The organism is Streptomyces californicus, from assembly GCF_000717645.1.
Lineage (GTDB): Bacteria > Actinomycetota > Actinomycetes > Streptomycetales > Streptomycetaceae > Streptomyces > Streptomyces californicus.
Genome location: NZ_JNZZ01000026.1, coordinates 24,883 through 38,052 on the forward strand (window position 1 = coordinate 24,883; position 13,170 = coordinate 38,052).

At 72.1% G+C, this 13,170-nt stretch carries 12 protein-coding genes; 11 read left to right on the plus strand and 1 reads right to left on the minus strand.

The annotated features are described in order from the left end of the window. Positions 1–25: 25 nt before the first annotated feature. From alaS to IF19_RS0128485, 4 genes are all read left to right on the plus strand, one after another. On the plus strand, positions 26–2,671 hold the full coding sequence (gene alaS, locus IF19_RS0128470; RefSeq protein WP_030117308.1) for an alanine--tRNA ligase: 2,646 nt from the start codon (positions 26–28) through the stop codon (positions 2,669–2,671). A 788-nt stretch (positions 2,672–3,459) separates the two neighbouring features. After that, the gene (locus IF19_RS0128475; RefSeq protein ID WP_030117307.1) at positions 3,460–4,818 is read left to right on the plus strand and encodes an MBL fold metallo-hydrolase; all 1,359 of its coding nucleotides are present in this window, start codon (positions 3,460–3,462) and stop codon (positions 4,816–4,818) included. A 42-nt stretch (positions 4,819–4,860) separates the two neighbouring features. Continuing rightward, positions 4,861–5,226: a rhodanese-like domain-containing protein gene (locus IF19_RS0128480; RefSeq protein WP_030117306.1), complete on the plus strand. Its 366-nt coding sequence runs from the start codon at positions 4,861–4,863 to the stop codon at positions 5,224–5,226. After that, on the plus strand, positions 5,223–5,966 hold the full coding sequence (locus tag IF19_RS0128485; RefSeq protein WP_030117305.1) for a sulfite exporter TauE/SafE family protein: 744 nt from the start codon (positions 5,223–5,225) through the stop codon (positions 5,964–5,966). The genes IF19_RS0128480 and IF19_RS0128485 overlap by 4 nt, the downstream gene beginning before the upstream one ends. 31 nt (positions 5,967–5,997) lie before the next feature. Here IF19_RS0128485 and IF19_RS0128490 read toward each other — a convergent pair whose 3' ends face one another. Further along, positions 5,998–6,285 carry a metal-sensitive transcriptional regulator gene (locus IF19_RS0128490; RefSeq protein ID WP_030117304.1) on the minus strand — a complete coding sequence of 96 codons (288 nt, stop codon included), beginning with the start codon at positions 6,283–6,285 and terminating at the stop codon, positions 5,998–6,000. An 83-nt stretch (positions 6,286–6,368) separates the two neighbouring features. On the opposite strand from IF19_RS0128490, the gene IF19_RS0128495 reads away from it, so the two are divergent. The 7 genes from IF19_RS0128495 (at position 6,369) to IF19_RS0128525 (ending at position 13,131) form a co-directional block, all read left to right on the plus strand. Continuing rightward, positions 6,369–6,944: a rhodanese-like domain-containing protein gene (locus tag IF19_RS0128495; protein WP_030117303.1), complete on the plus strand. Its 576-nt coding sequence runs from the start codon at positions 6,369–6,371 to the stop codon at positions 6,942–6,944. A gap of 514 nt (positions 6,945–7,458) precedes the next feature. Further along, positions 7,459–8,352, plus strand: a complete 894-nt coding sequence (locus IF19_RS1000000137200) for a hypothetical protein (RefSeq protein WP_136975154.1) — start codon at positions 7,459–7,461, stop codon at positions 8,350–8,352. Between the two features lie 110 nt (positions 8,353–8,462). Then, the gene (locus IF19_RS0128505; protein WP_030117301.1) at positions 8,463–9,323 is read left to right on the plus strand and encodes a SigB/SigF/SigG family RNA polymerase sigma factor; all 861 of its coding nucleotides are present in this window, start codon (positions 8,463–8,465) and stop codon (positions 9,321–9,323) included. A 205-nt stretch (positions 9,324–9,528) separates the two neighbouring features. Beyond that, positions 9,529–10,572, plus strand: a complete 1,044-nt coding sequence (locus IF19_RS0128510; RefSeq protein WP_030117300.1) for a fatty acid desaturase family protein — start codon at positions 9,529–9,531, stop codon at positions 10,570–10,572. A 134-nt stretch (positions 10,573–10,706) separates the two neighbouring features. Beyond that, complete coding sequence (locus IF19_RS0128515) at positions 10,707–11,516, plus strand: alpha/beta fold hydrolase (protein ID WP_030117299.1); 810 nt, start codon at positions 10,707–10,709, stop codon at positions 11,514–11,516. Next, positions 11,516–12,775 carry a PP2C family protein-serine/threonine phosphatase gene (locus tag IF19_RS0128520; RefSeq protein ID WP_030117298.1) on the plus strand — a complete coding sequence of 420 codons (1,260 nt, stop codon included), beginning with the start codon at positions 11,516–11,518 and terminating at the stop codon, positions 12,773–12,775. Before IF19_RS0128515 ends, IF19_RS0128520 begins: the two co-directional genes overlap by 1 nt. Continuing rightward, complete coding sequence (locus tag IF19_RS0128525; protein ID WP_030117297.1) at positions 12,772–13,131, plus strand: STAS domain-containing protein; 360 nt, start codon at positions 12,772–12,774, stop codon at positions 13,129–13,131. The genes IF19_RS0128520 and IF19_RS0128525 overlap by 4 nt, the downstream gene beginning before the upstream one ends. Positions 13,132–13,170 lie beyond the last annotated feature (39 nt).

Sequence of the window (13,170 nt, forward strand, 5' to 3'; positions counted from 1 at the left end):
CCACAGACCGACCGAAGGACTTCTTGTGCGTACCGCCGACATCCGCAGCCGCTTCCTCGACTTCTTCGCCGCCCGCGGCCACACCGTCGTGCCCAGCGCGCCCCTCCCCACCCCGGACCCGACGCTGCTGTTCGTCAACGCCGGGATGGTGCCGTTCAAGCCGTACTTCGCCGGTGAGGCGCCCCCGCCGTGGGAACGGGCCACCAGCGTGCAGAAGTGCGTGCGGACCCTGGACATCGAGGAGGTCGGCCGCACCACCCGGCACGGCTCGTTCTTCCAGATGAACGGCAACTTCTCCTTCGGCGACTACTTCAAGGAGGAGGCCGTCGCCTACGCCTGGGAGCTGTCGACGAGCCCGCAGGCCGAGGGCGGCTACGGCCTGGACCCGGCCAGGATCTGGGTCACCGTCCACCACTCCGACACCGAGTCGCGCGGCATCTGGCGCCGGGTCGCGGGGCTGCCCGACGAGCGGATCGTGGACCGGGGCGACGAGGACAACTTCTGGTCCATGGGCGTCCCCGGACCGTGCGGGCCCTGCTCCGAGCTGTACTACGACCGCGGCCCGGCGTTCGGCCGGGAGGGCGGCCCGGCGGTCGACGAGGACCGGTACATGGAGTTCTGGAACCTGGTCTTCATGCAGTACGAGCGCGGCGCGGGCCCCGGCAAGTCCGGCTACCCGATCCTCGGCGAGCTGCCCCGCCGCAACATCGACACCGGCATGGGCCTGGAGCGCATGGCGACCCTGCTCCAGGGCGTGGACAACCTCTACGAGATCGACGAGACCCGCCCGGTGCTCCAGCGCGCCGCGGAGCTGGCCGGGGTGCGCTACGGCGCCGATCCGGAGGCCGACGTACGGCTGCGGGTCGTCGCCGACCACGTGCGGACGGGCCTGATGCTCCAGGCCGACGGGACCGCCCCGGGCAACGAGGGCCGCGGCTACGTCCTGCGCCGCATCCTGCGCCGCGCCGTCCGCTCCATGAGGCTGCTGGGCTACGAGGACCCGGCGCTGGCGGAGCTGCTGCCGGTGGCGCGCGACTGCATGGCGCCGAGCTACCCGGAGGTCGCCGACGCGTATCCGCGCATCGCCGAGCAGGCGGGGGCCGAGGAGGACGCGTTCCGCTCCTCCCTCCGGCAGGGCACCACCGTGCTCGACACCGCCGTCGCCCGGGTCAAGGAGAGCGGCGGCCGGTCCCTGCCGGGCGCGCAGGCGTTCCTCCTGCACGACACGTACGGCTTCCCCATCGACCTCACCCTGGAGATGGCTGCCGAGCAGGGCGTCGAGGTCGACCGCGAGGGCTTCACCGCGCTGATGAACGAGCAGCGCGAGCGGGCCCGCGCGGACGCCCGCGCCCGCAAGGCCGGCGGGGCCGTGGACACCACCGCCCTGCGTACGGTGCTCGACACGCACGGACCCACCGATTGGCGGGCCTGGGACACCCTGGAGACCGAGTCACGCGTGATCGCGCTGCTCGGCCCGGCCGGCCCGGTGCCGGTGGCCCGTACCGGCGACGTCGTCACCGTCGTCCTGGACCGCACCCCGTTCTACGCCGAGTCCGGCGGCCAGGAGAGCGACGCGGGGGTCCTGTCCGGTGCGTCGGCCGAGGCCGAGGTCCTGGACGTCCAGCGGCCGCTGCCCGGCCTGGTCGCCCACCAGGTCCGGGTCACCGCCGGCGAACTCGCGCTGGACGACACCGTGCACGCCGCCGTCGACGCCGAGTGGCGGCTGGGGGCCCGCCAGGCCCACTCCGGCACGCACGTGCTGCACGCCGCCCTGCGCGAGGTCCTCGGGCCGAACGCCCTCCAGTCCGGTTCGTACAACCGGCCCGGCCACCTGCGCCTCGACTTCCCCTGGCGCGGCGCCCTGTCCACGACCGCCCGCAGCGAGATCGAGGAGGCCGCCAACCGCGCCCTGCGCCGCGATCTGCCGGTCGGCGTGCGGTGGATGACGCTGCCGGAGGCGAAGGAGATCGGCGCGCTCGCCCTCTTCGACGAGACGTACGGGGAGAAGGTGCGCGTCGTCGAGATCGGCGGGGCCTGGTCGCGGGAGCTGTGCGGCGGCACGCATGTGGACCGGGCCGCGCAGATCGGCACGGTCGCGCTCACCTCGGAGGGCTCGGTCGGCGCGGGCATGCGCCGCCTGGAGGCGGCCGTGGGCATCGAGGGCTTCGGCTACCTGGCCCGCGAGCGGGACCTGGTGGCCCGGATCGCCGACCAGCTCGGGGCCCCGCGCGCCGAACTGCCGGACCGGATCGCCGGGCTCCTGGACCGGCTCAAGGCGGCCGACCGGGAGAACGCCCGGCTCAAGCAGCAGGCCACCTCCGCCCGCGCCGGCGACCTGGCCGGCGCGGCGGCCGACGTGAACGGGGTGCGGACCGTCACCACCACCGTGTCCGGCACCGCCCAGGAGGCCCGCGCCCTCGCCCTGGCGGTCCGCGACCGCCTCCCCGCCGACGCACCCGGCGCGGTCGCGGTCGGTACGGAGGACGGGGCGCTCGTCCTGACCCTGAACGCGCGGGCCCGCCAGTCGGGCCTGAACGCCTCCGACCTGGTGAAGCGACTCCTCGACGGCCGGGGCGGCGGCTCCCCGGAAACCGCCCAGGGCGGCGGCCTCGGCCGCGAGGGAGTCACCGCCGCACTCACCGCCCTGCCGACGGCACTCGCGGCGGGCTGAGCGGGCACTGCGCGCGGGGGGTACGGGCGGGCTGAGCGGGCGGCTTCGGGCGGGCGGCTGCGGCTGAAGCGGCGGGCGGGCGGCTGCGGCTGAGGCGGCGGACGGGCTGCGGGCTGAGGTGACTGCGGACGGGCGTGGCTGAGGCGGCGGGCGCGCGAGCCGCTGTCGGGCCGAGACGGCGGGCGGGTGCAGACGGGCTGCGGGCTACCGCGGGCCGAGGCGACGGCAGGGCTACCGCTCCGCCGGACCGCGCTCCGGTCGTTCGAGCGCGCGTCGGGTTCCAGCCGCCCCCGGCAGGTCGTCCCGTGTCCCGGCGGCCCGGCCCCGCCGTCTCCCGGCGAAAAGCTCCGCTCCCGCCCCTTCCCGCCTGCCTGCCTGCCGCACCGTTGCGGCCACCCGGGACGCCACGACGCCACCCCCGCACCGGACCGGACCGGACCGCTACGTATCCCTGCACAGGGCCCGTACGCAGTCCTGCCCCGCCGCCCTCCAAGGGCAGGCCCGACCGTTCCGACGTACGGCCGGAACGGAGTCCGCTCACGGCGCCGGACCGTCGCCCCCGCCGAGGAGCGAGCGCCCCGCCCCGTGCGGCGGCCCCCGGAACCCGCTCGCGTACCCCGATCCAGCCGGCACCGCGGACAGCGCCGCAGACGACACCGCAGACAGCACCGCAGTCGGCACCCCCTGGGCCGTGTGACGGCCATGACCGCAGATATACCCCCGGGGGTAATCGTGTTACCGTCGATTTCATACCCCGGGGGGTAATCGAGCATCGAAGGAGTATCGCCGTGTTCTTCGTGGACGTGATCGAGCTGGAAGGGCTGGGCAACCGCAGCTACCTGGCAGGCGGCACGTCGTCAGCGGTGGCGGTGGACCCGCCGCGCGACATCGACCAGGTGGTGGCCGCGGCCGAGCGGCGCGGTGTGCGCATCTCCCACGTGGTGGAGACCCACATACACAACGACTACGTCACCGGCGGCCTGCACCTGGCCCGGCTCACCGGCGCGGCCTATCTCGTACCGGCGGGGGCGCACGTGTCCTTCGCCCGGACCGCCGTCTCCGACGGCGACACGGTCGACATCGACGCCGGCCTGACCCTCACAGCGGTCTCGACGCCCGGGCACACGCCGCACCACACCGCGTACGTGCTGCGGGAGGCGGGACGGCCCGTGGCCGCGTTCACGGGCGGCTCGCTGCTCATCGGCACGGTCGGCCGGCCCGATCTCGTCGAGCCCCGGCTGACCGAGCAGTTGGCACGCGCCCAGCACGCGTCCGCGCACCGGCTCGCCGATGCGCTGCCCGACGACACGGCCGTGCTGCCCACGCACGGGTTCGGCAGCTTCTGCTCGTCCGCCCCGGCGGACGGCGACGCGACGACGATCGGCAAGGAGAAGGCCGCGAACACCGCGCTGACCGTGGACGTGGACACCTTCGTCGCCGACCTGCTCGCCGGACTGGAGGACGTGCCCGCCTACTACGCCCACATGGGCCCCGCCAACGCGATCGGTCCCGACCCGGTCGACCTGACGCCTCCCGCCGTCGCCGACCCGCAGGAGATCGCCGCACGGCTCGCGGCCGGGGAGTGGGTGGTCGATCTCCGCAACCGCGTCGCCTTCGCCGAGGGACATGTGGCGGGTTCGTTCAACTTCGAGGCGGACGGCAAGCTCGCCACGTATCTCGCCTGGCTGATCCCGTGGGGCAAGCCCGTCACCCTGCTCGCCGAGAGCGGCGAACAACTGGCTTCGGCTCAGCGCGAGTTGGTCCGCGTCGGCATCGACCGTCCGGCCGCGGCCGCGACCGGAGGCCCCGGGTCCTGGCTGCGCGAGGGGGAGCGTCCGGCCTCGTTCCCGCGCGCCACGTTCGCGCAACTCGCGCTTGAGCGCACGGACGGGGTCGTGGTGCTGGACGTGCGCCGGGACTCCGAACGGGCCGGGGGCTGGATCGAGGGCTCGGTCCACATCCCGGTCCACGAGGTGCACCGCCGTCTCGGGGAGGTGCCGGACGGCACGGTCTGGGTCCACTGCGCGGGCGGCATGCGCGCCGGCATCGCCGCCTCCCTGCTGGACGCCGCCGGGCGGCAGGTCGTGGCGGTCGACGACGGATTCGACGCGGCCGGCGAGGCCGGACTGACCGTCGTCACCGGCTGAACCGCCGCCGGAACGCAAACCGAGAGAAAGGCCGGACCGACGATGTTCCTCTTTGACAGCAGGGCGCCGCGCCTGTCCGTGGACGAAGCGCGCGCCCGTACCACGGGCGAGCGGGCCGAGGCCGTTCTGCTGGACGTGCGGGAGCTGCCCGAGTGGAGGGCCGGGCACGCCCCCGACGCCGTACACGCCCCGTTGACGGCACTGATCACGGGCGCGCCCCTGCCCGCCTCCGCGCGGAGCCGGGCCCTGGTGGTGGTGTGCCGCAGCGGGCACCGCTCGCAGCAGGCGGCGAAGCTCCTGGTCGAGCGGGGCGCGGACGCGGTGGACGTGAAGGGCGGCATGGACGCGTGGGCCGCTTCCGGATATCCGGTCGTCGACGAGCGCGGGAACAGCGGCTCGACAGCATGAGCACCCTCGTCCTCGCCCTGATCGCGGGAGCCGCCATCGGTATGGCCCTCGGCGCTCTGGGCGGCGGTGGCAGCGTCCTCGCGGTCCCCGCCCTGATCTATCTGATGGGCTTCTCCCCGGCGTCGGCGACCACGGCCGCCCTGATCATCGTCGCGGCCACTTCCGCCACCGCCCTGTACGCCCACGCCCGCGACGGCAACGTCGCCTGGAGGACCGGCGTCCTGTTCGCCCTGGCGGGCGTCGGGCCGGCGTTCCTCGCCGGGGCCGCCGCCGGGCGTCTGCCGCCCGCCGTGCTCACCGGGGCCTTCTCGGTGCTCGCGGCCCTGTCCGCCCTGCGGATGCTCCGCCCGACGGGCTCCGAACCGGCCGGGCGGGTGAGGCCCGCCAGGGCGGCCGGCGCGGGCGCCGGACTCGGAGCGGTGACCGGGTTCCTCGGCGTGGGCGGAGGCTTCCTCGCGGTACCGGCCCTGGTGGGTGTGCTCGGCCTGCGGATGAAGCAGGCGGTCGGCACCAGCCTCCTGGTCATCTCGCTCAACTCCCTGGCTGCGCTCACCGCACGGACCGGGGCGGACGGCGACCTGCGCTGGGAGGTGATCGCCCCGTTCGCCGGGGCGGCGATCCTCGGCGCCTGGGACGGCAAGCGGCTCGCGTCGAGGATCACCGGGCAGGCCCTGCAACGCGTCTTCGCGTTCGTGCTGCTGGCGGTGGCGGCCGTCATGCTCATCGACGTGATCGTCTGACCCGGCCGCCCGCCGGCTCGTACCGGACAGCTCAGGCCAGGGAGAGGAACAGCTTCTCCAGCCGGGCGCGCATCGCGTCACGGTCCTCACCGGTGCGGCTGCCGTCCTCCATCTCGGTCAGGCACTGCTGCAACCCGGTGGCGATGATCGCGAAGCCGGCCCGGTCCAGCGCCCGGGAGGCCGCCGCCAACTGCGTGACGACCTCTTCGCAGTCCCGGCCCTCCTCGATCATCCGGATCACGCCGGAGATCTGCCCCTGCGCCCTGCGAAGCCTGTTCAGGACCGCCTTCAGCTCCGCACCCGCCAGATCGAGCTCCATCACCACTCCTCATCACATACCCCCTGGGGTAAAGATACTCCCCCCGGCGGGAGCCCCACCGACGACAAAGGATGACACTCGCCATGACCACGCCCACCACCCTCGGCCCCGGTGAAGCCCGCACGCGCCTGCACGAGCTGACCGTGATCGACGTCCGCACCCCCGGCGAATACGCGGGCGGCCACGTGCCCGGCGCCCTCAACGTCCCCCTCGACCACATCCGACGGGCTCTGCCCGACATCCGCCGCGCCGCCGAGCACGGGGACGTCCTGGTCGTCTGCGCCTCCGGCGCACGGTCGGAGAACGCCTGCCGCATCCTGGCCGACCACCGCATTCCCGCCGCCACGCTCTCCGGAGGCACCACCGCCTGGGCGGCCGACGGCCACGAACTGCACCGCGCCCAAGACCCCACCCGCGCGACCTGGGGGATGGAACGTCAGGTCCGCTTCACCGCCGGAACCGTCGTCCTGCTCGGCCTCCTGCTGGGAGTCCTCATCCACCCGGCGTTCCAGATCCTCTCGGCCGGCATCGCCGTCGGACTGGTCTTCTCCGCCCTCACCAACACCTGCGGCATGGCGGCGATACTCGCCAAGCTCCCCCACAACCGGCCGCGCCCCGCCGACCTCGACCACACACTGGCCGAGCTCCGCGCCCGCTGAACAGACGGGGAAGCGCCTCCACCCGGATGACGGGGTGGAGGCGCTTCGGTGCAATTCGGAGGAGGTGCCCCCGCCCCGCTGTCAGTAGGCCGTGTAGGAATCGAACCCACAACCAACGGATTAAAAGTCCCCGCTGGGGTCGGGTGGGTGGTGCCGGGCGCTGCCGCCGCGTCCCGAAACGACTGGTCGGAGGGGGTGCTCGGTGCCGCGCGGTCCGGACGCGAGCGGGCTGTGCCGGAACGTCCGCTCACGCATCGCTCACGCATGGACGGCGTTGCGGCGTGCTCGACGCCGACCCCAACGGGACGGATCCGGGGCCCGATCCGTCGGACGCCGGATCCCCGTCGGCGGAGTGGCACCTCGGGCGGTCTCGGTGAAGCGGTGGACCCGGCCGGAGTGGTGCCCCTGGAGAACCGCCACGCAGGCCAGGCCACCGGCGACCGAGCCGTATGGCAGGGCGTTCGGGCCGAGCGTACCGTGAGAACCAGGGAGGAATACGGCATGTGAGGGCTGCGTGCACCGATCCGACTTGCCGGGAGGTCGCGGCATGGTACGGGGTATCCGCAACACCGTAGGACTTGTTCTGGCCGTACTCGGCGCGGCTGCGGCGCTCTGGGCTCCCTTCCGCAACTGGAACGACGGACGGCTCGGACGCGACTTCCGGGTATGGGAGCTGTTCACCGGGGCCGGCGTCACAGATTCTGGCGCGGGCCTCTTCGCATCCATGTTCCTGCCGCTTCTCGTCGGAGCGCTTCTCACCGTTCTCGGCGTCGCGTTCCGGTCAAGACTTCTTGTCCTGGTCGCCGGGATCATCACGCTCGGATTCGCCGTTCTCTGGATGGTTCGCCAGGCGCAGGCTCAAGGCAGCCTGACCGTGACGGGCGACAGCGACGGCCTCGGCAGCGGTGTGGGGCTGGCTCTGCTGGGTGGTCTCCTCATGCTGATCGGCTCGGCCGTCATGAGCGGGCGCGAGCGCAGGACGGTGCGCCGTGCGCGGCGTGAGCAGGAGGGGCGAGCACAGGACGCGCTGGACCGTGAGGACGCGGAGCGTCACCGCGCCGGGGTCGAGGACGCCTACGGTACGGCCGCGCGGGACGTGGCAACGGGGAGCGAGGCCGACCGCCCCGGCGCGGCCGGGGCTCGATCCGACACGAGTGCCGGCCCCGGTCGGAGCGCTCCGGTCCGGGACGACGCACCGCCGCGCACCGTCCGTCCGTCCCGGGAGCAGGCACCTGCGCCACGCGGCCGACCGGTACCGGCGAGGGATGCCGACGGTGCGGGGCCTCCGCGAGGGGACGCGGACCGGACACAGTACGAGCAGAGCGACCGGCTCACGGGATCCCACCGGTCCGATCCTGGACACGGCCGGTCGGGCTGGATGCGCCCTGATCGCGAGGACCAGCGGTAGCGCTCGAACAGGCCCGTTGCCCAGATCTGCGTACTGCGTCCCGATACGGGTAGGTGGCCCGTATGCCGTCGGGTCTCCGCGGCAGCTTCTGGGGCAGGGGAATCATCGCAATGCCGATATCCACGACGGCTCCGGCCTTGGCCACGGATGCGCCGCACGCACCGCTCCCGCAGATCCGCGACCCTCGCAAGGTGGCTCCGAAGGACGCTCGCGTTCTCAGCACCATCTTCTTCGAGCGGCTGAGGGTGCTGGAAGAGGGCACGCACGAGTACCAGTACGCGCGTAACACCCTGATCGAGACGAACCTGTCACTGGTCCACTTCGCCGCACGCCGGTATCGCAGCCGTGGCAGCGGCGAGATGGAGGAGATCATCCAGGTCGGAACGGTGGGCCTGATCAAGGCGATCGACCGGTTCGACCTCAGCCGGGAGGTGGAGTTCACCTCCTTCGCCATCCCTTACATCGTCGGGGAGATCAAGCGTTTCTTCCGCGACTCCACCTGGGCGGTCCATGTACCGCGCCGCCTTCAGGAGCTGCGCGTCACCCTGGCCAAGGCCAAGGAGGAACTCGCCGGACGGCTGGACCGGGATCCCACCGTCCAGGAACTCGCCCGCCATCTGGAACTCAGCGAAGACGAGATCATCGAGGGCCTCGTCGCCTCGAACGGATACACCGCGGGATCCCTGGACAAGCCCGTCGGGAGCGAACAGGACAACGCGTCGGCCGTCACCTACGGCGACACCGAAGGGGACATCGATCCCGCCATCGAGAGGGTCGAGGATCTCCATGCGCTGGCGCCCCTGCTCGAAGACCTCAGCGACCGCGACCGGTCCATCGTGGCCATGCGCTTCGGCCAGGAGATGACCCAGTCCGAGATCGGCCGGCAGCTCGGCATCTCCCAGATGCACGTCTCCCGGCTCCTGACCCATCTGCTCGGCCGCCTCCGCACCGGGATGCTGGCGCACGGATGAGTCCTGCGGAGTGAGCCTCACGTACCCGAGCGAGGTCCACCGCCCCGCCGGGCGGCCACTCCGATCCGAGGGGAGGCGGCCGAGGCCGCGCCCCTTCGACCCACCAGTCCAGCAACAGCGGTCACGTCCTCGGCTGTTCCGTTCCCACCACATCGCGGTGACCGCCCAACGGCTGTCCGGTGTCGGCCACGAGAGGTTCGTACCCATGACCGCAGAAGTCTCCGTCCGCCCCGAGCGGACGACCGGGAGCGATTTCGCCCGGCTGTCCAAGAGGATCGTCGATCACGGCCTGATGGCCCGGCGACCCCGCTACTACGCGGTCCGGATCGTGGCTGTGGGTGCCCTGTACGTCGCCGGCTGGACCGCGTTCATCCTCGTCGGCGCCTCCTGGTGGAACCTGGCCGTCGCCGTCTTCCTGGCCGCGGTCTTCGGCCAGGTGGCGCTGCTGGCCCACGACATCGCCCACCGCCAGGTCTTCCGTCTGCGCAAGGCCAGCGAGAGGTCGGGGCGCATCACCGCGAACGTCGGCATCGGCATGGGCTACGGCTGGTGGCAGGACAAGCACACCCGCCACCACGCCAACCCCAACCACGAGACACTCGACCCCGACATCGAGCCCGATCTGCTGGTCTGGTCGCAGGACCAGGCCCGCGCGGCCAAGGGCCTGCCCCGGCTGATCGGCCGCTCGCAGGCGTACCTGTTCTTCCCTCTCCTCACCCTGGAAGCCTTCAACCTGCACGTATCGGGCCTGCGGGCGCTCGCCGACCGTTCGCTCAAGCACCGGCTGCTGGAGGGGTCACTGCTCGTGGCGCACTGCGCGGTCTACCTGACGGCGCTCTTCCTGGTGCTGCCGCCCGGCATGGCGATCGCCTTCCTGGCCGTCCACCAGGGCCTCTTCGGTCTGTACCTCGGCTCCGTCTTCGCCCCCAACCACAAGGGCATGCCGATCCGGACAGGCGACGACCGCCCGGACTTCCTGCGCCGCCAGGTCCTGACGTCACGCAACGTCCGCGGCAATTGGTTCACCGACATCGTCCTGGGCGGGCTGAACTACCAGATCGAGCACCATCTCTTCCCGAGCATGCCCAGCCCCAACCTGCGCAAGGCCCAGATCGTCGTCCAGCGCTACTGCGAAGAGCTGGACGTCGCCTACCTGGAGACAAGCCTGATCGCCTCCTACCGGCAAGCACTCCGCAGCCTCCACCAGGCAGGCGCTCCCCTGCGCCGGACAGAGGCACGCCCCGCATGACCGGTGATCCCTCACCCCGCCCACGGGGCCACACCCGCCGCAACGGCGCGACGCTCCCGCCGCACGCGACCGTAGGCCCCGGCCACGAGCCACGGGAGAAGCCCTCCCGCCGGGGGTCTGCGACGATGGCGGGCATGGACGTGCGGAGCAGGAACCATGTCAGGGTGACCGGGCGGACCGGTGCACCGGTGGTGATGCTGGCGCACGGGTTCGGGTGCGACCAGAACATGTGGCGTCTGGTGGTGCCGACGCTGGAGCAGCATTTCACCGTCGTCCTTTTCGACCATGTCGGCTCGGGAAACTCGCAGCTGTCTTCCTGGAGCCGGGTCCGGTACGGATCGCTGGACGGGTACGTAGCCGATGTCCTGCAAATAATTCGGGAGTTGGCGCTGGGGCCGGTCATGTTCGTGGGGCATTCGGTGAGCGCGATGATGGGCGTGCTGGCCGCCGCGCACGAGCCGGAGGCGTTCTCCGGGCTGGTGCTGCTCGCACCGTCTCCCTGTTTTATCGACGATCCGGCCGCCGGGTACCGGGGTGGCTTCAGCGCCGCCGACATCGATGAGCTGCTGGAGTCGCTGGACGCCAACTATCTCGGCTGGTCAGGCGCGATGGCACCGGTGATCATGGGGAACCCGGGGCGGCCCGAGTTGGGCGAGGAGCTGACGAACAGCTTCTGTCGTACGGATCCGGAGATCGCGCGGGTCTTCGCCCGGGTGACGTTCCTGTCCGACAACCGCGCCGACCTCGCGGCGGTGCGGGTGCCCACGCTGGTCGCCCAGTGCTCCAGCGATGCGATCGCACCGCCGGAGGTCGGCGCGTACGTCCACGCCCAGATCCCGGGAAGCCGACTGGTGACGCTGAACGCGACGGGGCACTGCCCTCAGCTCGCCGCACCGGAGGAGACCGCCGCGGCGATCGCAGCGTTCGCCGGGACGGCGCGGTGATGTGCGAGACGGGCGAGGCTGCGGACAGCAAGGACCAAGCACCGGTGCATGAGGAGGCCCGCTTCTCCGAAATGCTGGAGGACAGTGCCGAGGACCTCTACGAGCACGCCCCGTGCGGCTACCTCTCCACCCTGCTGGACGGCAGGATCGCGAAGGTCAACGCGACACTGCTGGACTGGCTCGGCTACCGGCGCGGCGACCTGGTGGGCCGCATGGACTTCTCCGACCTTCTGACCGTCGGGGGCCGGCTCTACCACGAGACCCACTTCGCCCCGTTGCTCCAGATGCAGGGCGAGATCAGCGGCATCGCCCTGGAACTCAAGGCGGCCGACGGCTCCCACCTGCCCGTCATGGTCACCTCGACGGTCAAGACCGGAAGCGACGGACAGCCCCTGCTGATTCGCACCACCCTCTTCGACGCCCGCGACCGCCGCGCCTACGAGACGGAACTGCTGCGCGCCCGCCAGGAGGCCGACCAGGAACGCGACCGCCTCAAGCTCCTGAACACCACCCTGCAGAAGACGCTGCTGCCCCCCACGCTGGCGAACGTACCCGGCCTCGACGTCTCAGCGCACTACCACATCGCCTCCGTCGACGAAGTCGGCGGCGACTTCTACGACCTGTTCCCCCTCGCCGCCGGCACCTGGGGCCTCTTCCTGGGCGACGTCTGCGGCAAGGGCGCCGCCGCGGCAGCCGTCACCTCCCTGGCCCGCTACACCCTGCGCGCCGCTGCTGTCTACAACCCGGACCCGGCCGCCGTACTCGCCAACCTCAACACCGTCCTCAACCACGAGTACCAGGGAACCGACCCCCGCTTCTGCACCGTCGTCTTCGGCCTGCTCACCCCCGACCCCGACCGCGGCGGCTTCCGCATCACGCTGGCCAGCGGCGGCCACCCCCCGGCCCTGCTGATGCGCGCCGACGGCACCGCCGACTACCTGCCCACCCCCGGCGGGCAGCTCATCGGCGCCCTGCCCAACGCCCACATCGCCACCACCACCGTCCACCTCTCCCCCGGCGACACCCTGCTCCTGCACACCGACGGCCTCACCGAAGCCCACACCACCGCCGCCGGCGGCGATGACCGCTACGGCGACGACGCTCTCCTCGACTTCGGCCGCGACCTCGCCCCCACCACCGCATCGGACACCATCGGTGCCGTTCGCGACCTGCTCGACGCCTTCGGCACCGGCGTGGACGACGACACCGCGGTCCTCGCCATCCACGTGCCCCGACCCCTCAGTGAAGAGCAGCAGTGACCCAGCACTTGACCCTGAGCACCCGCACCACCGCTGCCGGCCCGGTCATGGAACTCGCCGGGGAACTCGACCATCACACCGCGCCACGGGTCCGCGACGCCCTGGCCGGTCTCGCTCTGCGCCCTGGGCAACAGCTCGTCGTGGACCTCAAGGGCATCACCTTCTGCGACTCCAGCGGCCTCACCGTCCTCATCGCAGCCCGCAACCACGCTCTGGCCGCCGACGCGACCATCGCGCTGGCAGCCGTCCCCGAACGTCTCTCCCGGATCCTCGGCATCACCGGTCTGGACGATGTCTTCCCCAGCCACCCCACCGCACAGGACGCTGAACACGCCTGGCGAACCGCCTCGGACTGACCGCCGGACCGCTCGTACGAGTCACGCGGTGGTCGTAGT

Excerpts from the sequence above, each read along its gene's own strand:
- IF19_RS0128485 (WP_030117305.1), top strand. The coding sequence starts at position 5,223 with ATGAGCACCCTCGTCCTCGCCCTGATCGCGGGAGCCGCCATCGGTATG.
- IF19_RS0128480 (WP_030117306.1), top strand. The coding sequence starts at position 4,861 with ATGTTCCTCTTTGACAGCAGGGCGCCGCGCCTGTCCGTGGACGAAGCG.
- IF19_RS0128520 (WP_030117298.1), top strand. The coding sequence starts at position 11,516 with ATGTGCGAGACGGGCGAGGCTGCGGACAGCAAGGACCAAGCACCGGTG.
- IF19_RS0128490 (WP_030117304.1), bottom strand. The coding sequence starts at position 6,285 with ATGGAGCTCGATCTGGCGGGTGCGGAGCTGAAGGCGGTCCTGAACAGG.
- IF19_RS0128495 (WP_030117303.1), top strand. The coding sequence starts at position 6,369 with ATGACCACGCCCACCACCCTCGGCCCCGGTGAAGCCCGCACGCGCCTG.
- IF19_RS0128515 (WP_030117299.1), top strand. The coding sequence starts at position 10,707 with ATGGACGTGCGGAGCAGGAACCATGTCAGGGTGACCGGGCGGACCGGT.
- IF19_RS0128510 (WP_030117300.1), top strand. The coding sequence starts at position 9,529 with ATGACCGCAGAAGTCTCCGTCCGCCCCGAGCGGACGACCGGGAGCGAT.
- IF19_RS0128505 (WP_030117301.1), top strand. The coding sequence starts at position 8,463 with ATGCCGATATCCACGACGGCTCCGGCCTTGGCCACGGATGCGCCGCAC.